The sequence below is a fragment of the Anabaena sp. CA = ATCC 33047 genome, from assembly GCF_963870205.1.
GTDB lineage: Bacteria > Cyanobacteriota > Cyanobacteriia > Cyanobacteriales > Nostocaceae > Trichormus.
The window spans coordinates 1-21,258 of the sequence record NZ_CAWMSA010000038.1 but is presented as its reverse complement, the minus strand read 5'-3'; the positions used below and the strand labels follow the sequence as shown (position 1 = coordinate 21,258).

Genomic DNA, 21,258 nt, shown 5'->3' with positions numbered 1-21,258 from the left:
TCCCCCTCATCCCCCACCCTGCGGGAAGCTAAAGCTACATCCCCCTCATCCCCTCATCCCCTCATCCCCTCATCCCCTCATCCCCTAAAAATGGCAAAAGCCCTGAACAACTGAGTATTATGTTTCCCACTCAGCGTTCAGGACTATCAGTTTTTCATCAAATTCAACGACTATTAAGCCGTTGTAATATTTTTAATAGTGGATAAATCGAAGACTATTTTTTCGGCGACAACAGCATCATCATGTTTCGCCCTTCTTTTTTCGGTGCTTGCTGCACTTCCGCGAATGGCTCCAAATCAGTCGCCATACGTTTGAGTAAAGTTTCTGCTAGATCACTGTGTTGAATTTCTCGACCCCGGAACATAACAGTCGCTTTGACTTTATCTCCATCCTTTAAGAAGCGTTCTGCTTGCTTCACACGCACATTATAGTCGTGTTCTTCAATTTTGTAACGCATCTTCACTTCTTTAACATCGGCTGTATGCTGCTTCTTCCTGGCTTCCCGCGCCTTTTTCTCTTGCTCAAACTTATATTTCCCGTAGTCCATGATCCGACAAACTGGCGGGTCAGCCTTGTCACTGAGCAGCACTAGATCCAGCTCCTTTTCTTCTGCTAGTTGCAGTGCTTCCTGTGGAACCATAATTCCGAGTTGGGAGCCGTCAGTGTCAATGACTCGAATTTTTGGGAAGCGAATTCTTTCGTTAATTTGGGGCAGATCGCGAGTTCTTTTTTTCTCAATCACAGGCATTATGATTTTTGGGAGCTCTTTTTTAAGTAGGTAGCTTGGACTTGATGAACTTGGACTTGATTGTTGTGCATTGTAAGCACAACACTAAAGTAACTGAGGACTTCATAAAGAGTCTATAGTTTTAATTTAGCTAGTCCATAGAGTAGTTAGTTATCTCTGTATTTGTTATTCTACTCATTCTCTGAGAGATTCTCTGCAATAGTTAACTTAAATCACACAACCTAGAGAATAGTTAACTATTGTAACAATTATTTTTCAATTTGGTAGTCTATAACTCCTCAGTATGTTTTCCCTAAATCGCTGATTTTGGCAACATACATCTAGCCAGACTTTTTAAGATAGGAGTTATGAGCATTGCAATATTTATCAATCGGAGACAAGTGTGACTACTACAGTAAATTGGCAGCAAAGAGTTGGTAATCAAAGGGACTGGGTGTGGCGTGGCTGGCAAACTCGTTATACTTACATTCGTCCCCGTCAAAATTACCAGAAGACAACGCCTTTGATTCTACTCCACGGCTTCGGTGCTTCTATTGGTCATTGGCGACATAATTTAGAAGTTTTAGGTGAGTATCATACAGTATATGCTCTGGATATGCTGGGCTTTGGTGGTTCAGAAAAAGCTCCAGCTAACTACAGCATAGATTTGTGGGTAGAGCAGGTATATGATTTTTGGCGAACTTTTATTCGTCAACCAGTGGTACTGGTGGGTAATTCCAATGGTTCTCTTGTTTCTTTGGCAGCTGCATCCGCCCATCCAGAAATGGTGCAGGGAATAGTGATGATGAGTTTACCTGATCCCTCCTTGGAACAAGAAGCTATTCCTGTGTGGTTGCGTCCTGTGGTTAGGACAATTAAAAATATTGTAGCTTCGCCACTGGTGTTAAACCCTGTGTTTCGTTTTGTCCGTCGCCCAAGCGTGCTGCGACGCTGGGCTGGTTTGGCTTATGCTAATCCTGAAGCAGTCACAGACGAATTAATAGAGATTTTGGCTCACCCTCCCCAAGACAGGGGTGCTGTCCGTGCTTTTAGTGCCTTGTTTAAAGGAGCGATCGCTGTTAATTTTAGTCCTAGTGTGAAAGCACTGTTACCCAGCATCAACATTCCCATGCTGTTAATTTGGGGTCAAAAAGACCGATTTGTGCCTCCGATGTTGGCTAATCAATTTGTTCAGTACAACGAGAAATTACAATTGCTCAACTTAGAAGATGTAGGTCATTGTCCCCATGACGAATGTCCAGAACAAGTTAACCAAGCCATTTTAGATTGGATTAACCAATGTCTGAAAAGTTCCTCACATCGCTGATCTACTAGGAAAAGCAAACATTGAGAACTGTTTAGCCAATCTTAACTTGAGTGGTGTCAACTGCGGCAGTACCCTGTACAGACCGGGCTACAGAAATCATTTTATTCAAAATTTCTTGGTTAGGAACTTGACCTTTTAAGACGACTGTGCTGCCAGTCTGCGCTACCCATAAAGAATTGATATCATCCAATTGTGCATCTTGATCAAATGCCAATGCTACCCTCTTGGCTAAACCACTTTGGTCATATTCTCCATTCAATCCTATACGCTCTGGTGGTATTGATTGAGTAGCTGTAGGCGCAGTAGTCGTACCAGCAGCTTGTGTAGCTTGCGGAGTCGGATTAACTTCGGCATTTTGCGGTTTTTCCATGCCAAACAGTCTTTTTAACCAACTCATAAATCTTTTCTCCTCAGCTAAACTTGACAACTTTACTTAAGATAAGAGTTTGAGCAATATTTCACATCTACCGATCAAAAGATATTTATTCTCATTAGCTTCTGCTACCAGAATGATTTGATCACAACTTTTTGCGGGAGAGTATTGTAAAACTTCGCCGAATTTATAAACAAATATAGTCATTTCTTCCAGAAAAGTCAGCGAAAAATACCTATACAGGCTTTCTCTAGTAAAGGGAACTGAGCGAGAATGTTGTTGGACACGAGTAGGAACATAAGTTAGTATAGTTTAGATATTTTACGTAAAGTAGTCCCGACAGCTTTTAGTCTAGGGATAGAGGAGCCACTGCGTTGCGGGGGTTCCCCCTGTTGTAGCAAGTGGCGTGGCGTTGTAGTTCGCCCTGTCGGGGTTATTCCCGGCAAACGAAAGGCATGAGATATTTGTCTATGTTTTTTGGAACTATGAAGATTGTAGGTATTAACTTAAAATAAAGTACAAGACTTAAATTTACTCACCGATTAAGCAGTACGTGAAGGGCAGCTATGAGCTATTATTTGCTTTAGCAATATGCTGTCCTCGCCTGTGTTGGCAAAGATGAAACATACTCTTTCAGTTCTAGTAGAAGATGAAGCGGGTGTTCTATCCCGCATTGCTGGTTTATTTGCTCGTCGTGGCTTTAATATAGAAAGCCTGGCTGTTGGTTCAGCTGAACAGGGAGGAGTTTCCCGAATTACGATGGTTGTACATGGTGACGATCGCGTGATTGAGCAGCTTACCAAACAACTATACAAGTTGATCAACGTTCTCAAGGTGCAGGATATCACAGAAACACCTTGCGTAGAGCGCGAATTGATGCTGTTGAAGGTGAATGCTACTAGCAGCAACCGTTCAGAAGTGATCGAACTAGCTCAGATTTTTCGGGCGCGTGTGGTAGATGTGGCGGAAGATTCCCTAACTCTAGAAGTTGTAGGTGATCCTGGTAAAATGGTGGCAATTATGCAGGTACTACAAAAATTTGGTTTGCGGGAAATCGCTCGCACTGGCAAAATCTCTCTGATTCGTGAATCTGGTGTAAATACTGAATTACTCAAATCTTTGGAAGCAAAAGCCTCTTGAGACATTGAGCTAAAGCTACTATGACAATAGTTATCAGGCAGCATACCTAAGTAAAATTAATAACTTGGGTATGTTGTCTTTTGACTTTTAAATTTATCTCTGCTGACACATTAGTAGGGTGCGTCAGATGACAAACATAAGTTTATTTACAGGATTTATGCTGGCTAACGCGCCCTACATTATAGATATTTATTGTGACAGTTGCGTAAGTCCTAATATTAATGAGTGCGATCGCTCCTCGTACCAGCCCCATTCTAGCTGTTGGGGTGCGAACGGCGATCGCATCCTGAAAAATTACATTCTTTCCAACACCTGAATACCCAGCAAAGACAAGCCTAGCTTCAAAGTTCTCGCTGTCAAATCACACAGCACTAAACGGGATGTCCGTAACGGTTCTTCTGCATTTAACACAGGTACACCCTGATTACGGTCATAAAACACATTAAACTTTTTACTGAGTTCGTAGAGATATTCACACAAACGATTAGGTAGTAAATCTTCTTCTACAGTGCTAATAACCTCACCTAGTTGCAGTAAGAATTTAGCCAGTGCAAATTCCGTCTCATGCTGCAAGATTACTTTGGCATTATTTCCCAACTCCTCAAAGTTAATCCCACCCTTGCGGCTAATCCCTTGAATCCGGGCATAAGCATACAACATATAAGGTGCGGTATTACCTTTGAGATCCAGCATTTTATCATAGCTGAAAACATAGTTACTGGTGCGGTTTTGGCTCAAGTCAGCGTATTTTACCGCACTAATACCAACTACCTCAGCCACTTTGTTAATAAATTCGGCTGTTTCTTCCCGTTCTTCTTCTTTTAATCTGGTTTCTAAATCAGCATGAGCGCGAGAAACTGCTTCATCTAACAAATCCCGTAACCTGACAGTATCGCCAGAACGAGTTTTGAATTTCTTCCCGTCTTCACCTAACACTAAACCAAAGGGAACATGAACCAATTCTACATCATCAGGAATCCATCCAGCTTTACGCGCTACCTGAAAGAATTGGGCAAAGTGGTTTGCTTGTCCGGCATCTGTTACATATATAATCCGTTTGGCTTCATCTTTTTGAATCCGATAACGTACAGATGCTAAATCAGTTGTAGCGTAGTTATAACCGCCATCAGATTTTTGTACAATCAAAGGTAGAGGTTCACCTTCTCTGTTGGTGAAGCCATCCAAGAAAACACACTTTGCTCCTTGGTTTTCTACTAATAAGCCAGTTTGATCTAATTCTTCTACAACTGTTGGTAGTAAGGGATTATAAAAAGATTCGCCTCTTTCAGTTAATTGGATGTTCAAGAAGTCATAAATTACCTGAAATTCTTGGCGTGATTGTTCACATAGCAACTTCCAAGCGTGAAGTGTATCTTCTGCACCTGCTTGTAGTCGGACTACTTCTTGGCGTGCAGTTTCTTGGAAGGTTTCGTCTGCATCAAAACGCTGTTTAGCTTTGCGGTAGAAACTAACTAAATCACCAATATCTAAAGCGTTAGCAGTAGTCAATGCTTCTGGGTATACTTCCCGCAGGTAAGCAATTAACATCCCGAATTGCGTACCCCAATCACCCACATGATTTAACCGCAATACATCATGTCCACGAAATTCGAGAATGCGGGCGATACAATCACCAATGATGGTAGAACGCAAATGTCCGACGTGCATTTCCTTAGCAATATTCGGACTGGAAAAATCGACTATTTCCCGTTGGGGGTGTTTCGCTGTGGGGACTCCTAGCCGGGTATCTGTATAAATAGCGTTAAGTTGGGCTTCTAGGTATGCTGTTGTGAGCTTGAGATTGATAAAACCAGGCCCGGCGATTTCTGGAGGTTCACAGATTGCGGAGACATCTAATTTTTCTACAATAGCAGAGGCGATCGCTCTGGGTTGCTGTCCCAATTTTTTACTCAGGGATAAAGCAACGTTGGCTTGATAATCACCAAATTTAGGATTGCTAGCAGTAACTAGAATTGGATCTACTCCGGCGTACTCATCGCCAAAAGCAGCTACCAAAGCCTGTTCAAGTTTTAATTTTAGTTGTTCTTGTGTAGGGTTCATATATAGATGTTATCTATTCGCGGGGGCTATGGGCTGCCTGATGATTGGATTTTCTCCAAGGCTTGATTATTTTAACCTTAAAATGTAGCCAGCTAATCTCACTGAGGATTGTTCTGTTACAGTCCAATCTCCGCAGAACTTCCCGACTCTGATAGCCTATCAAGGATGACTGAAACCATCACTTGTGTATCTGTAATGTATATCGCAGTTTGGTTGCTATGATGTCAATTGATATGCTTGCAGCATGGTTAAATTTAACTGCTGAATTTGATTAGCTCCTAGTTTACCTATCCGTCTGGGAATCTATCTCCCAAGTTCTGCTCCCTACAAAACTATCATCCATATGAACCAAAATGAGCAACATTTCTACGCTGTAATTGGGTTTTTCATAAGACAGGCCTTTTCATGTTTTCTTGTATAAGCAGTTTATGATGGCTACTTAATCAACAATAAAATATAGATAAATATCGATTGAATTTTTAAGTTAATAAATTTTCATTAATTGTGTATAAATTTTGAATTATTGTTAGCATATCTAATATTAAAAGATTCCAATCATCAATACATTTAGGTACTAAATCATTAGATTGCTTTGGTCGCAAATGAACAATTTGATTTCTCAGCTTATATAAATAAGAACTAGCACTATAGTCGTGCCTAGTAGCATATTTATAATTTATACTTATTGATTCAAGCAGCTTTTTTAAAGAATCTTCTAGTTTAGGTTCTAATTTTGTATTTTCATAAAAATCAATATAAAAGTCTTGAACAGATTTATCTTTCAATTCCAATTTATTATAAAAATCTTTTAAGAAATAAAGAGGTTGTAATCCTTCTATACACCTATATAAGTCCAAATAAGCAAACTTGAAATCTGAGGCTACATAACTCGCCAAGATATTCTCAAAAGGAATATATCTATTCCCACTTTTAAAGGTATTTTTAAACTCTTCTAACACTCCTGTACTATATGGTAGTAAACAATAACTTTCACTTTCTGTTATGGCAATACCTGTAATTTGATTTAGTTCTTCTTTTTGAGTAAATGTGCTAATAATTTTATATAAATAAACACTTGGAAATAAGTCTTTTAGGCTAAAGTTATTAATTAGTGTATCCAAATTTATTTTTTTAAATCCTTGCTTATTTATTGGCCAACTGCTTTCCAAAATTTCTTCTAATATAGCACTATCTCCCGTAAGAGGTAAATCCAATTCGTCAATAATGGCTACCCAAGCACCTGCATTAAGATTTTCTTCTTGTAAAAAACTGGGAATCATAGATTTAAATCTATGATTAATTAAGACTAAATAACTCTGATTTTCATAAGTGAGCCAAGAACTATAAAAATTTGGAAATAAGCGTATTTTATTATCAATAGTTAAAGATTGTAACCAATCTATACAAGTTTGATTACCATCAATAGTGTAATTTTCTTCTGTATTAACAACTGTTCTTATCTTTTTTATAATCTTTTCAACTGATATTCTTATCGTTCTACTCATATTTTTATTATTATATTTTATACCAAGGAATAGGAAAATAATAATATATTTGATTTTGTATACAACTTGTTTATTACAATACCCAAAAATAATTTTTATTGGTACATTTTATACCAGCAAACAGCAAAAGAGTTAATTTCAGGTTCAGAAAAGATGACTTTAAACCCATTTAAAAATGCTTGTCTGTGTTTTTCTTTGGGAATAGAACGTAAATTTTCTTTTAAAATATCCAAAGCAAGAAATTCATAATTTTCTTGAAGACTCTGAGAGTTTATCTTAGATTTGATTTGACGTAATTTGGAGATTAAATCATTGAAATTATCTTCTACTTGCCAACTGTCTTTCTCAGTATTACTTCCTAATAAACCAAAAATTTTCTCGGCACAAGCTACTATAAATCCAACTCTTGCAGTTTGATTATTGAAAACATAACGGTCTTCAATTCTTGAAAGTATTTGATCAATTTCAATCATCAATATAAAAATTTCTTCAAATTTATCAATAATATGTGCTGATTTTTCCCTAATTAGACTCATAATATCTAAAGCAGCATGATATTCAGCTAATTGGTGTTTTTTATCAATTCTTACTTTTCTAGAAGAAAATGCCAAAAATAACTCTACAATTTCTAACTGTTTATATATCTTTTGTGATATTAAATTATCTAAATAAGGAACAAGAGATTTTAATTTTTTCAGAATCGGTTTAAAAACGACCTCTAATTGTTTATCAAGTCCCCAAGGAATTTGACCAGAATTAAGCACCAGCATTCTATACAACAAAGCACCTTCATCATGAGCAAACCAAAACTCAACTCTAAGATTATGATTAAGCTTGCGTTTTTTTATAGCCTCTTTTAATGCTTGTATTCGTTGCATTCCATCTAAGATACTTATTTCCTGTTTTTTTTCAATCAATCTAAAAAAATTATCTTCATTGATTTGGTTTTTGAAAATAATACCTAATACAATGGGAGGTAATATTGCGCCTTGTTGTAAATCTTCTACCATCTGATTACGAATAATTTTGGCAGACCTTGTTTGTAAAACATCTCTTTGTTCATCAATATTGCCTTTTTGTTCGTGAATGGGTTGAACAAATTCTATAAAATCGCGAATACTCACTACTGTAAGCACAGAGTAGCAATTAAGATTTGTATCTTTTTGAATATCAATTATTTTGAAATTCATATCTTCCATATTTGATTGCTAACACTAATTTTGGAAAAGTTTGAGAACCTATTTTTTCATTATGCTACAAAAAATCCCCCACCTTGCGGCAGGGGATTTTTTTACTTACCTACAAAACTAGCAGTTAGATCAACCGAACTTACCAGCAGTGGAGGCGATGAGGAAGGCTGCGTAGGTGAGGACATAGCCGACGGTGAAGTGAGCTAGACCAACTACACGAGCTTGAACGATGGACAGAGCAACGGGTTTGTCTTTCCAGCGAACGAGGTTAGCGATAGGAGTACGTTCGTGCGCCCAAACTAGGGTTTCGATCAACTCTTGCCAGTAACCTCTCCAGGAGATGAGGAACATGAAGCCAGTAGCCCAAACTAGGTGTCCGAAGAGGAACATCCAAGCCCAGACAGACAGGTTGTTCACGCCGTAGGGGTTGTAACCGTTGATCAACTGAGCGGAGTTAGCCCAGAGGTAGTCACGGAACCAGCCCATTAGGTAGGTAGAGTTTTCGTTGAACTGAGCAACGTTACCTTGCCAAATACCTAGGTGTTTCCAGTGCCAGTAGAAAGTTACCCAACCTACTGTGTTCAATGCCCAGAATAGAGACAGGTAGAAAGCGTCCCAAGCGGAGATATCGCAAGTACCGCCACGACCAGGGCCGTCACAGGGGAAGGCATAGCCGAAGTCCTTTTTATCGGGCATCAGCTTAGAACCACGAGCATCCAAAGCACCTTTAACGAGTACCAAGGTGGTGGTGTGCAGACCTAAAGCGATCGCATGGTGTACCAAGAAGTCGCCAGGGCCGATTGTTAAGAATAGGGAGTTAGTACCAGAGTTAATGGCATCTAACCAGCCGCTTAACCATACGTTGCCGTAGTTGGGGTAAGCAGTGTAAGCAATGCTGTCGGGGTTAGACAACAAGGTGTCTAAGCCATACAGAACTTTACCGTGAGCAGCTTGAACGAACTGAGCGAATACAGGTTCAATCAAGATTTGCTTTTCAGGAGTACCGAAAGCAACTACTACGTCGTTGTGAACGTATAAGCCCAAGGTGTGGAAACCTAAGAACAGGGATACCCAGCTTAAGTGCGAGATAATCGCTTCTTTGTGCTGAAGAATCCGGTCGAGTACGTTGCCTTTGTTTTGTTCGGGGTCGTAGTCACGAACCCAGAAGATAGCAGCGTGAGCAAATGCACCAACCATCAAGAAGATAGCGATGTATTGGTGGTGAGTGTACAACGCTGCCTGTGTGGTGTAGTCCTTAGCAATGAATGCGTAAGGAGGCAGGGAGTACATATGCTGCGCTACCAGAGAGGTAACGGTTCCCAACGCAGCCAGTGCCAAAGACAACTGGAAGTGCAGGGAGTTGTTAATGGTGTCGTATAGACCTTGGTGAGGCAGGTTGAACTGACCTTCACTCTTGCTACCGGGAACTAAACCGGATTTGGAGTTCAGCATTTCTTTGATGCTGTGACCAATTCCGAAGTTAGTGCGGTACATGTGACCAGCAATGATGAAGATCACTGCGATCGCTAGGTGGTGGTGAGCCATGTCGGTCAACCACAGGGATTCTGTTTGAGGATGGAAACCACCCAAGAAGGTCAGAATCGCTGTACCAGCACCTTGAGATGTACCAAAAATATGACCTGCGGTATCAGGGTTTTGTGCGTAAACGCCCCAGTTACCTGTGAAGAACGGAGTCAAACCTGCTGGGTGGGGTGCGGTGGTTAAGAAGTTATCCCAACCTACGTGCTGTCCGCGAGATTCAGGGATAGCAACGTGAATCAAGTGACCAGCCCAAGCCAAGGAGCTAACACCGAACAAACCAGCTAGGTGGTGATTTAGACGGGGTTCAGCACTCTTGAACCAAGAGAGGCTAGGACGGAACTTGGGTTGTAAGTGCAACCAACCAGCGAACAGGAACAATGCTGCTAACAGCAGAAGGAAAACTGAACCTGTGTAGAGTTCGCTGTTTGTCCGCATACCGATGGTGTACCACCAGTGGTAAACACCAGAGTAAGCAATGTTCACAGGATTGCTTGCGCCAGCTTGGGTAAACGCTTCAATTGCTGGTTTACCAAAGTGGGGATCCCAAATCGCATGAGCGATAGGGCGCACGTGTAGAGGGTCTTTAATCCACTGTTCAAAGTTACCTTGCCAGGCCACATGGAACAGGAGGCTGGAAGCCCAGAGGAAGATGATTGCCAAGTGGCCGAAGTGGGTAGCGAAAATCTTTTGGTAAAGATTTTCTTCGGTCATGCCATCGTGGCTTTCAAAATCGTTGCCCATTGCGATCGCATACCAGATGCGCCGCGTAGTTGGGTCCTGTGCAAGATCCTGGCTAAATTTTGGAAATTTTGTTGCCATAGGTTTTGTTATTTCCTCTGACCTTTAGCCATCATTTATCAGCTTTACAGTAGTTATGAGTTCTGAGTTAAAGGGTTTATTCCACACTCATCAACTCATCACTCATAACTCGATGTAGCTAATTGCTAACCTACTGAAAGTATGTGTGCGTGGAAGAACGCCCAGGTTGTAGCGATTCCTCCTAAGAGGTAGTGAGCTACACCAACAGCACGACCTTGAGTAATACTCAGAGCGCGAGGTTGGATTGCTGGAGCTACCTTCAGTTTATTATGAGCCCAAACAATAGACTCAATCAGTTCTTGCCAGTAGCCACGACCACTGAACAGGAACATTAAGCTGAATGCCCATACAAAGTGTGCGCCTAGGAACATTAGACCATAAGCAGACAGAGCACTTCCGTAGGAGTTGATTACTTGTGAAGCTTGCGCCCACAAGAAGTCACGCAACCAGCCGTTGATGGTAATGGCACTTTGGGCAAAGTTACCACCAGTGATATGAGACACATTACCAGCTGCGTCTACAGTTCCCCAAACATCAGATTGCATCTTCCAGCTGAAGTGGAAAATCACAATTGACAAGGAATTGTACATCCAGAACAATCCGAGGAACACATGATCCCAACCGGAAACTTGGCAGGTACCGCCACGGCCAGGACCGTCGCAAGGGAAGCGGAAGCCTAAGTTTGCCTTATCGGGAATCAGGCGAGAGCTGCGAGCGAACAATACGCCCTTCAACAGAATCAGAACAGTTACGTGGATGGTGAAAGCATGGATGTGGTGAACCATGAAGTCAGCAGTACCCAAAGCGATGGGCATCATTGCGACTTTACCACCTACAGCCAGAATACCACCACCGAAGGCATAGCTAACAGGCTCTAAGGCATTGGGAGCTGTGCCACCAGGTGCCAATGTATGCAGGTTCTGCACCCACTGAGCAAATACTGGTTGCAGCTGAATTGCTGTATCGGAGAACATGTCTTGGGGACGGCCCAAGGCACGCATTGTGTCGTTGTGGATGTACAGTCCAAAGCTGTGGAAGCCTAGGAAAATACAAACCCAGTTCAAGTGAGAGATAATTGCATCCCGGTGACGAATCACCCGATCCAGAACGTTGTTTTGGTTAACCACTGGATCGTAATCCCGCACCATGAATATGGCTGCGTGAGCAGCACCACCGACGATTAGGAAACCGCCGATCCACATATGGTGGGTAAACAAGCACAACTGAGTAGCGTAGTCAGTTGCCAAGTAGGGATAGGGGGGCATCGCGTACATGTGGTGCGCGATGATGATGGTCAAGGAACCCAAGAAGGCAAGGTTAGTTGCCAATTGAGCGTGCCAAGATGTGGTCAGGTTTTCGTAGAGACCTTTGTGACCTTCACCAGTGAATGGCCCTTTATGGTTCTCTAGAATTTCTTTGATGCTGTGACCAATACCCCAGTTGGTGCGGTATTGATGACCTGCAATGATGAACAGTACAGCGATCGCTAAGTGGTGATGAGCAATATCAGTCATCCACAAGCCGCCAGTTACTGGGTTTAAACCGCCCTTGAAGGTTAAGAAGTCAGCATATTGACCCCAGTTCAAGGTGAAGAAAGGTGTTAAACCACTAGCAAAGCCAGGGAACAGGTCAATCAACAGGTTTTTGTTCAGGATGAACTCATGGGGCAAGGGTACATCTTTCAGGGGTACGCCTGCATCCAAAAGCTTGTTGATTGGAGCTGATACGTGGATCAAGTGTCCAGTCCATCCCAAGGAACCACAACCCAGCAATACTGCCAAGTGGTGATTTAGCATCGACTCCACATTCTGGAACCATTCCAGTTTAGGAGCGCGCTTGTGATAGTGGAACCAACCCGCAAACAGGAACAAACCTGCTAGCACCAAGCCGCCAATTGCAGTTACATACAGTTGGAAGGAGTTGGTAATACCCCAGCCCCGCCATACTTGGAACAAACCAGAGGTGATTTGAATACCGTGGAAGCCTCCACCGACATCACCATTCAAAATGTCTTGTCCCACAATCGGCCAAACTACTTGTGCGCTTGGCTTGACGTTCATTGGGTCGCTTAACCAGGCTTCGTAGTTAGAGAACTTCGCGCCGTGGAAAATCATCCCGCTCAACCAGATTGTCACTACGGCTAGGTGTCCGAAGTGAGCGGCGAATATCTTGCGGGAAATGTCTTCTAAATCGCTTGTATGTGTATCAAAATCGTGGGCGAGGGCATGAAGGTTCCAAATCCATGTGGTGGTTTTGGGACCTCTGGCTAGAGTTCTGTCGAAGTGTCCAGGTTGCGCCCATTTTTCAAATGAGGTTGGTACTGGATCTTTATCAACAATCACTCTGGCTTTTTTTTCCTCTCGCTCCGGAGGACTAATCGTCATTCGACCTCCTCTCTGATAAGGAATGAGGAATCATGAAACCACAAAGAGAACCACTATCGCTTCCACCAGAATTTTGCTGGAGCCGCGATGAAGACGCTGTGTGGAAATTTGTTTCTGTTGAATTATAAAGTCTTCACTTGTACATTGTTGGACACATTTTAACAATAATTCAAAATCCCCAGAATAATTGTCTTCTCAGCCTTTTGACTGCCAACTCTTGGCTAAAAAGTCAATAGTTTCTCTATTTAATTTACAAAGGATAACAATTCGTAAAACTTATGGTCTTTGACATCGCAAAGCCAATGAATAGAGAGGTCTAGACTCTGGTATAGTTGTTTTCCCAGAATTTGACTGTAGTATTTAAATATTTAATTAATACAAATTGTAAAAAAATTTACTATTCTTCTTGTTTTTCTAGAAAGTCATGCTATGTGATAAAAATTTAATCTTTTAGGTTGTAGTGTGCAATGGATGATTTCAGCCAAAATAATTAATCAGTTGTAAAAAAAAATAACTGGGTATAAGGCATGAATCCCTGGTATAAGCAGCGAATAGAGAAACTTTTCCCCCAAAGTTTTGCTATTTTTCGGTGGCTAATAACACTGGTGCTAGCCTTCGGTTTAACTAATTGTGGAGACAAAGCTGTTAGCCAAGAAGTAGCGGTTAAGTATAAACCGAGACCTCAACAAATTTCTCAGCAATTTTCAGAAGTCTCACCGCCCACAGTAATTCAAGAACTAAGCTCAACTTTAGAAATTTATCGTCCCCAAGTCAAAATAATTACCCCTCAACCTGATGAAGTTATCAATGACAACACAGTTACAGTCCGTTTTCAGGTTAAGGATCTACCCATTTTTAAACATCCACAATGGGAACTAGGCCCCCATCTCCATGTATTCATTGACAACCAACCTTATATCCCCATCTACGATTTAGAACAGCCTTTAGTGTTGTCTGACTTATCCCCAGGAACTCACACTGTGCGTGTATTTGCTTCTCGTCCTTGGCATGAAAGCTTTAAAAATGAGGGTGCTTACGCACAGACAACATTTCATATCTTTACTAAAACCGACGACAATAACCCTGATACATCTCTACCCCTGTTAACTTATAGCCGTCCTCAAGGTAATTATGGTGCAGAACCAATCTTGTTAGATTTTTATCTCAACAATGCACCGCTACACCTAGTTAGTAAAGATCAGTCCAACGATAAATTTAGCGATTGGCGGATTCGTTGCACAATCAACGGTGAAAGCTTTGTTTTAGATCGTTGGCAATCAATTTATCTCAAGGGCTTTAAACCTGGTAATAACTGGGTAAAGTTGGAATTTTTAGATAATCAGGGAAACCCAGTCAAGAACACTTTTAACACTACAGTTAGGCTCGTTAACTACCAACCCAAAGGTAAAGATACTCTGTCCAGAATTACCAGAGGGGAATTACAAGCTGATGAGGTACGAGGGATTGTAGACCCAAATTATACTGCTAAACAACCAGTTGTAGAACCTATACCAACACCTACACCCTCTACCATTCCTATCCCAGAACCTACACTAGAGCCTCAAGTTCCGCAAGAAAAAGTACCAACACCTGAAGTTACAGAAACACCACAGCCAATTGAAACCTCAGAACCAGAAGTAATACCTACGCCAGAAGCTACTGCTTCACCTGAAACAGTCACCCCTGAACCGGAAAAATCGAAATTTGGTGGATTTTTCAAACGTCCTCGTCCCCAAGCATCTCCTAGTGTCACTCCCACACCGTCAGAGGTAATTGAGTCGCCTATTTCAGAACCACAACCTGAAGTGACGACTACACCATCACCAACAATTACTCCAGAACCACAACCAGAGTTGGAAACTGTACCAGAACCAACTACATCATCACCAACAATTACTCCAGAACCACAACCCAAGTTAGAAACTGTACCAGAACCAACTACACAATCACCAAAAATTACTCCAGAACTACAACCAGAGATAACACCCACACCACAAGCGACTGAATTACCTCAAACACCTGTCAAGCAACCCAAAAAAGTTAACTTAGGAGATTATTTCAAATATCGATCACGCCCAAATACGATACCTTCTCCTAGTGCTTCTCCCACGCCGAATGTAACAGAACAGTCAAATGAAGAGGTTCAAGGGGAATCAACATTAGACGATTAACCAAAAATACTTAATCCCAACTTTTGGGATAATACCTCAACAAAAGCGATCGCCCCTATAGGATTACCTATACTATCTAAGGCTGGACTGTAACAGGCGATCGCTGCCTGTCCTGGTACTATTGCTAATAAACCCCCACCAATACCCGATTTCATTGGTAGACCAATTTTGACAGCTAATACAGAAGAAGCTTGGTATAAACCGCAGGTTAACATCACAGCGTTCACAATTTGACGGTGCTGTAATTGTATTCCGTCATGCTCCCAAGCTAAAAGTTTTCCGAGTAAGGCTAAATCCTTAACTTGTCCAGAAATACAGCATATCTGCTCGTATGTGTCAAGTGCTATATCAATATTTGTAATATTTCTGGTTGTAGCGAGATAATTGGCGATCGCTTGATTAGCGGATGATCGCGAATTTCTCACCGAAGCCAACATGACCTCATCTAACTTGAGATGACAACCAGCCAATTGATTTAACCATTGACAGAAAGATTGAGTGCGATTGTTAGCATCTGTTCCTGGTAACTTATCAGCCAAAGCGATCGCACCACTATTAATCATCGGGTTGCGGGGTCTACCAGCATCAGCTATTAATTGGTCTAAAGAATTAAATGGTGCATCTGATGGTTCTACACCCACCCATTGCAGCACCTGTTCTGCATCAAAATGTTCTAACAGATACAGTAGAGAGAAAGGCTTGATCACACTCATCAGTGGGAAGAAACAAGAAGTATCTCCCACACTGTAAGTTTTCCCTGATTTACAGCAGATGTGAACTGCAAACAAACGGGGATCAACTACAGCTAATTGTGGAATGCGGTCAGCAACCCGTCCCCGATGTATCTGAATTTTAGCTAGTTGTACCAAATCTGACAACTCTACCGTGTCTAGTCTGTCAATTCCAACCACAAAAAATATAGCCTTGAAAAATCAATAGTAATTAGTCAACTGTATTTGGTTATTTTGAATTTTGTATTAATTTATGAGTCCTCGTGTCAGATCCCCAGAATTACCACAAGATTATACTTGGTTAAATACTGACCATCCCTTATCGCTCAAGCAACTGAGGGGTAGGGTAGTGATTTTAGACTTTTGGACATACTGTTGTATTAATTGTCTCCACGTTCTACCAACCCTGAAATCTTTAGAACAAAAATATCAGGATAGCCTGACAGTTATCGGCGTTCATTCCGCCAAATTCGACAACGAACAAGAAACAGAAAACATCCGTCAAGCTATCTTGCGTTACAACATAGAACACCCAGTTTTAGTAGACAAAGGTTTTCGGGTATGGCAAGAGTATACTGTGCGTGCTTGGCCGACTTTGATGATTATCGATCCAGAAGGTTATGTGATTGATTACATTGCGGGTGAAGCTAATTGTGATGATTTAGACCAACTAATTGCTGAATTAATTCAAAAACACCAAGAGAAAGGCACAATTAATTTTCAACAATTCAGCCTGACCTTAGAAAAACAGCGTCAACCAATTACACCGCTTGCTTTTCCTGGTAAAGTTCTAGCTACGCCAGTAGGTTTATTCATAGCTGATTCTGGACACCATCGCCTAGTCCTGAGTAACTTTGATGGCGAAATTTTACATTTAATTGGTAATGGGAAATCTGGCTTAACTGATGGTGCTTTTGACCAAGCGCAGTTTTCTGCACCCCAAGGAATGACATTTGATATAGAAAATCAAATTCTTTACGTCGCTGATACAGAAAATCATACTTTGCGGCAAGTTGACCTGAAGCTTCAAGTAGTAGAAACTATTGCGGGGACTGGTAAACAAAGCCATAATATTCATCCTCATGGCGGTGCTGGCTTGGAAACTGCGCTAAATTCTCCTTGGGATTTAGTGAAAGTGGGAAATACATTATTTATAGCAATGGCAGGGTCGCATCAAATTTGGCAGATGAACTTAAACACTGGCATGATTTCAACCTATGCTGGTACGGGTGCAGAAGGTTGTTTTGATAGTTCACTGACTGAATCTGCTTTTGCCCAACCTAGCGGAATTACTACAGATGGACAAGAGTTATTTATTGCTGACAGTGAAATTAGTTCAATTCGTGGTGTGGGATTAATCAAACCCTTCCAAGTTAGAACTATGTGTGGAAGTGGAGATTTATTTGGTTTTGGTGATGTCGATGGACAAGGTGAAGATGTCCGCTTGCAGCACTGCTTGGGAATAGAATACGCTAATAATTTTTTATGGGTAGCAGATACCTACAACCACAAAATTAAATTAGTGAGTCCGAGTACAGGTAATTGTCAAACTATTTTGGGAGATGGTTATGCAGGGTTACAAAATGGTCAAGGCAAAAATACCCGCTTTTTTGAACCTTCAGGATTAAGTGTGATGAATTCACATTTATATATTGCTGATACCAATAACCATGTTATTCGCCAAGTAGATTTGAATACCCTGGAGGTGACAACAGTCGAATTTCCTGGTTTATGTGCGCCTGATGTATGTATTCCGGGTAATGCTCACTCAGAGACGCATAGACCCTGAGAAAACTTCTGCTCACGGGGTATATTGAGATAATTCAGTTTTTTGATTGTGCGTCTATCATGTGAACGACAGAAACATTATAGAAGAACAGGATAGGACAAGATGGAAGTTGTCCTTAGAACAATATCTGAGTAACCCTGAAGAGCCAGTGCTGATAATTACCTTTCGGCGGTCATGGAATTCTTCAGCTCGTCCAGTTTTAGCCAGGGGAATTGACAAATGTGAATATGTTGTCAAAGGACGGCAAGCTGGTAGGCAAATTATCACTGATCAGATTGTGGCTCGATTAGGTTTGGCAATGAAAGCACCAGTAGGTAGACCACAAATTGTAGAGATTCCATTAGAACTACTGGAATTAGACTCAGGTTTTTCCTTTCTATCTCCTGGTACAGCACACGGAACTCATTTCATTCCTAACTGTTTTGATGATCGTGACGCTAGTAAGTACAAGCATCATTCAGGTAATCAAGAAAGATTTGCTTTTTTGAGTGTATTATTCGGTTGGGTTTACAGCCAAGATGAGCAATTTATTTATCAAACAACCCACCCAAATTTAGTTTACTCTGTAGATCATGGTCGCTTTTTTCCAGATGGATATGCTTGGACAGTACAATCGTTACAAAATGCTCCGAATCCAGAAGTAGACCGTAGACTTGTTTTAAGCTGTAGTTTAATAAATGATGAAATTAGAAGAGGACTGTTAGCTCTTGAGGCAGTTACAGAAGAGGAGATTATCCAAGCAGTCGCTAGCCCTCCTGATGAGTGGGGTATTACAATAAATGAACGAATGGTGATGATAGAGTACCTGATAAAACGTCAGCGATTCTTACTGGAATCCCTTTAAACACGGGGTTTTGACGGAAGATAGGCACTATGGCAAGTAAGTACAGTGTAATTCAGTACGTTCCCGATCCAGTCGCAGATGAGAGGATCAACATTGGTGTGGTTGCTTTTAATCACAATACTGTCCGAGTACGCTTTGTGAAAAATTGGGATCGGGTACGCGATTTTAGCTGGCAAAATATTCAATTTTTGAAAGATTTCGCTCACGATATGGAGCATGAAGCCAAAAAAGGTCTTCTTTTTTCCGATGACCAGTTTAGTGGATTGTCTTATGAAGAAAGAATCCTCAAAATAGCTCGTGGATGGATCAATACCATTCAGTTTACAGAGCCTCGTGGTTCACTTAATACTGTGGATGAATTACTAGAAGATATTTCTAGTATTTACTTGCATGAGCGAAATCCTGAATTATATCCGAAACTTAAAACCCGTGATCGTCGTACTGCAAAGACTGTCAGGATTATTGGGATAAATGTCAAATACTTAAAATTGGTAGTAAAGGCTGGCAGAAAGGTAAATTAAAAATTCAGGTATCTATATATCCTAATAGTAATAAACGAAATCATCTAAATTTGCAATTTTATCCAGACGAATCAATAACACCTAAATTACATTGAGATGATAATTGCAAAAACAATTAATAAGCATGAACACTATCCTCCACATCACAAACAGGGAAAAATGGGAAGAGGCAAAAAAGATTGGCAATTACCATGCTGATTCACTCGACACTGAAGGTTTTATACATTGTTCGCAAGTTACACAAATCATCAGAGTCGCAAATAGATTTTTTCAGCATCAAAAAGAATTGGTACTACTTTTGATTAACTCTGACCTTGTGCAACCAGAAATTCGCTATGAAATAGCGGATGGTGAATTATTCCCTCATATTTACGGTGAGTTAAATCTTGATGCGGTGTATCAGGTGATTGACTTTGAGCCTGGAGAAGATGGTTTGTTTGAGTTACCGCCAGAGGTTGTAAGTTTAGAATAGTTAATCACTGAGGCACAGGGATGAACAATCAAGAGTTAGATGTGGGTGTGTATGTTGATCAAATGGCGTTACTGTTAGATTTGCCGATAAAAGATGAATATCGGGGTGGGGTGGTGGCAAATTTTGAGAGAATAAAAGCGATCGCTCAACTTGTGAACTCATTCCCCTTACCAGAAGACATAGAAACTGCACCAATCTTTGAACCATGAAGGATGCTGTATCAATTGCAACTGCTATACGCTCAGGTGAAGTTAGCGCAGTAGAAGTTACTCAAGCGACTTTAGCCAGAATATCAGAACGCGATCGCCAACTTAACTGTTTTACTACCATAACTGCTGAGGCAGCTTTAACAGATGCAGCACGAATTGATAGAGAAATTGCACAAGGTGATCAACCTGGTTCACTAGCGGGTGTACCTTTCGCAGTCAAAAACCTCTTTGACATAGCAGGTTTAACAACTTTAGCCGGTGCAAAAATTAATGCTGAAAATCCTCCAGCCATCCAAGATGCTACAGCAGTAGCCAAGTTGAAACAAGCTGGTGCAATTTTGGTCGGTGGTTTAAACATGGATGAATACGCCTATGGGTTTGTTACCGAAAACTTTCATTACGGTGCTACCCACAACCCCCATGATTTACAACGTGTGGCTGGTGGTTCATCCGGTGGTTCAGCTGCGGCGGTAGCAGCTGGGTTAGTTCCCTTTACACTTGGTTCTGATACTAATGGTTCAATTCGTGTTCCCGCAGCATTGTGTGGTGTCTTTGGATTGAAACCCACTTATGGACGTTTATCTCGTGCTGGAGTAGCCTTATTTTCTAGTAGTCTTGACCACATTGGCCCGTTTGCGCGTTCAGTCAGAGATATAGCGACAATATTTGATGTGCTTCAAGGAGAGGATGACAGCGACCCTGTGTGTTCAAAACGTCCTCCAGAATTGGTGTTACCTCAACTTAATCACGATATTTCTAATATTAGAATTGCTATTGCTGGTGATTATTTTGCTACAAGTGCGAACCTAGAAGCATTAGCCGCAGTCCAACAAGTAGCAGCAGCTTTAGATGTAGATGAATATGTGACGATACCAGAAGCACATCGAGCTAGGGCAGCAGCATTTGTGATTACAGCCTGTGAAGGTGCTAATCTACATTTAGAGAAATTGCGATCGCGTCCCCAAGATTTTGACCCAGCAACACGTGATCGTTTTTTGGCAGGGGCGTTAATTCCCAGTCACTGGTATGTGCAAGCACAACGCTTTCGGAGATGGTATAGCGATCATATCCACGAAGTGTTTCAAAATGTAGATGTTATTCTTGCACCAACAACACCAATTTCCGCACCGTTAATCAATCAACAAACAATGATATTAGAGGGAGAAGAAATTCTTGTTCGTCCCCATCTAGGATTATTTACTCAACCGTTATCTTTCATTGGCTTACCGGTTTTATCAGTACCAATTCAGCATTCAAATACTTTACCTTTGGGTGTGCAATTGATAGCTGCACCATATAATGAAGCTTTGATTTTACAAGTTGCAACTGTATTAGAAGCTAAGGGTATAGTTACAGCAGCAATAGTATGACAAATAACAGAAAAGCAAAAAACCGCCTTAATTTAAGATAAGGCGGTTTTTTGGTTTGAGTAATAAACCTGGCGCCGAGCAAT

At 41.2% G+C, this 21,258-nt stretch carries 19 protein-coding genes; 11 read left to right on the top strand and 8 right to left on the bottom strand.

The features are described from left to right. Nucleotides 1-214: 214 nt before the first annotated feature. Nucleotides 215-748: a translation initiation factor IF-3 gene (infC, locus tag AACS98_RS09405; protein ID WP_066378745.1), complete on the bottom strand. Its 534-nt coding sequence runs from the start codon at nucleotides 746-748 to the stop codon at nucleotides 215-217. 382 nt (nucleotides 749-1,130) lie between these two features. Between infC and AACS98_RS09400 the strand changes: the two genes are divergently transcribed. Further along, nucleotides 1,131-2,054, top strand: coding sequence for an alpha/beta fold hydrolase (locus AACS98_RS09400; RefSeq protein ID WP_066378742.1), 924 nt, complete (start codon nucleotides 1,131-1,133; stop codon nucleotides 2,052-2,054). Between the two features lie 31 nt (nucleotides 2,055-2,085). Here the strand turns inward: AACS98_RS09400 and AACS98_RS09395 are convergent, their stop codons facing one another. Continuing rightward, nucleotides 2,086-2,451, bottom strand: a complete 366-nt coding sequence (locus AACS98_RS09395; protein WP_066378737.1) for a phospholipid-binding protein — start codon at nucleotides 2,449-2,451, stop codon at nucleotides 2,086-2,088. Nucleotides 2,452-3,045: 594 nt separating this feature from the next. Between AACS98_RS09395 and ilvN the strand changes: the two genes are divergently transcribed. Both ilvN and AACS98_RS09385 read left to right on the top strand, forming a co-directional pair. Then, nucleotides 3,046-3,567, top strand: a complete 522-nt coding sequence (ilvN, locus tag AACS98_RS09390) for an acetolactate synthase small subunit (protein WP_066378735.1) — start codon at nucleotides 3,046-3,048, stop codon at nucleotides 3,565-3,567. Nucleotides 3,568-3,694: 127 nt separating this feature from the next. Then, nucleotides 3,695-3,883, top strand: a complete 189-nt coding sequence (locus tag AACS98_RS09385) for a hypothetical protein (RefSeq protein ID WP_157087505.1) — start codon at nucleotides 3,695-3,697, stop codon at nucleotides 3,881-3,883. On the opposite strand, the gene argS is transcribed toward AACS98_RS09385, so the two are convergent. The 5 genes from argS to psaA form a co-directional block, all read right to left on the bottom strand. Then, a complete protein-coding gene (gene argS / locus AACS98_RS09380; RefSeq protein ID WP_066378733.1) occupies nucleotides 3,862-5,628 on the bottom strand; it encodes an arginine--tRNA ligase in 1,767 nt (588 codons plus the stop codon). The two genes, AACS98_RS09385 and argS, sit on opposite strands and share 22 nt — an antisense overlap. Nucleotides 5,629-6,107: 479 nt before the next feature. Next, nucleotides 6,108-7,133 carry a hypothetical protein gene (locus AACS98_RS09375; protein ID WP_232317136.1) on the bottom strand — a complete coding sequence of 342 codons (1,026 nt, stop codon included), beginning with the start codon at nucleotides 7,131-7,133 and terminating at the stop codon, nucleotides 6,108-6,110. Nucleotides 7,134-7,228: 95 nt separating this feature from the next. Continuing rightward, nucleotides 7,229-8,332 carry a hypothetical protein gene (locus AACS98_RS09370; RefSeq protein WP_066378731.1) on the bottom strand — a complete coding sequence of 368 codons (1,104 nt, stop codon included), beginning with the start codon at nucleotides 8,330-8,332 and terminating at the stop codon, nucleotides 7,229-7,231. A 120-nt stretch (nucleotides 8,333-8,452) separates the two neighbouring features. After that, complete coding sequence (gene psaB, locus AACS98_RS09365; protein ID WP_066378728.1) at nucleotides 8,453-10,684, bottom strand: photosystem I core protein PsaB; 2,232 nt, start codon at nucleotides 10,682-10,684, stop codon at nucleotides 8,453-8,455. Nucleotides 10,685-10,809: 125 nt separating this feature from the next. Then, on the bottom strand, nucleotides 10,810-13,068 hold the full coding sequence (gene psaA / locus AACS98_RS09360) for a photosystem I core protein PsaA (protein ID WP_066378725.1): 2,259 nt from the start codon (nucleotides 13,066-13,068) through the stop codon (nucleotides 10,810-10,812). Between the two features lie 527 nt (nucleotides 13,069-13,595). On the opposite strand from psaA, the gene AACS98_RS09355 reads away from it, so the two are divergent. After that, nucleotides 13,596-15,239: a hypothetical protein gene (locus AACS98_RS09355; protein ID WP_066378720.1), complete on the top strand. Its 1,644-nt coding sequence runs from the start codon at nucleotides 13,596-13,598 to the stop codon at nucleotides 15,237-15,239. Here AACS98_RS09355 and glsA read toward each other — a convergent pair. Beyond that, nucleotides 15,236-16,150: a glutaminase A gene (gene glsA, locus AACS98_RS09350; protein ID WP_066378714.1), complete on the bottom strand. Its 915-nt coding sequence runs from the start codon at nucleotides 16,148-16,150 to the stop codon at nucleotides 15,236-15,238. The genes AACS98_RS09355 and glsA overlap by 4 nt on opposite strands. Nucleotides 16,151-16,223: 73 nt before the next feature. Between glsA and AACS98_RS09345 the strand changes: the two genes are divergently transcribed. From AACS98_RS09345 to AACS98_RS09320, 7 genes are all read left to right on the top strand, one after another. After that, a complete protein-coding gene (locus AACS98_RS09345) occupies nucleotides 16,224-17,759 on the top strand; it encodes a thioredoxin-like domain-containing protein (protein WP_066378712.1) in 1,536 nt (511 codons plus the stop codon). Nucleotides 17,760-17,868: 109 nt separating this feature from the next. Further along, nucleotides 17,869-18,603, top strand: coding sequence for a HipA family kinase (locus AACS98_RS09340; protein WP_066378710.1), 735 nt, complete (start codon nucleotides 17,869-17,871; stop codon nucleotides 18,601-18,603). A 29-nt stretch (nucleotides 18,604-18,632) separates the two neighbouring features. Beyond that, nucleotides 18,633-19,124: a DUF3037 domain-containing protein gene (locus AACS98_RS09335; RefSeq protein ID WP_082803678.1), complete on the top strand. Its 492-nt coding sequence runs from the start codon at nucleotides 18,633-18,635 to the stop codon at nucleotides 19,122-19,124. Then, the gene (locus AACS98_RS23600) at nucleotides 19,082-19,219 is read left to right on the top strand and encodes a KGK domain-containing protein (protein ID WP_082803681.1); all 138 of its coding nucleotides are present in this window, start codon (nucleotides 19,082-19,084) and stop codon (nucleotides 19,217-19,219) included. The genes AACS98_RS09335 and AACS98_RS23600 overlap by 43 nt, the downstream gene beginning before the upstream one ends. Before the next feature lie 29 nt (nucleotides 19,220-19,248). Beyond that, entirely contained in the window at nucleotides 19,249-19,596 is a 348-nt protein-coding gene (locus AACS98_RS09330; RefSeq protein WP_066378709.1) for a DUF952 domain-containing protein, read from the top strand. A 20-nt stretch (nucleotides 19,597-19,616) separates the two neighbouring features. After that, entirely contained in the window at nucleotides 19,617-19,805 is a 189-nt protein-coding gene (locus tag AACS98_RS09325) for a DUF4089 domain-containing protein (RefSeq protein ID WP_066378708.1), read from the top strand. After that, nucleotides 19,802-21,175, top strand: a complete 1,374-nt coding sequence (locus AACS98_RS09320; protein ID WP_066378699.1) for an AtzE family amidohydrolase — start codon at nucleotides 19,802-19,804, stop codon at nucleotides 21,173-21,175. The genes AACS98_RS09325 and AACS98_RS09320 overlap by 4 nt, the downstream gene beginning before the upstream one ends. Nucleotides 21,176-21,258 lie beyond the last annotated feature (83 nt).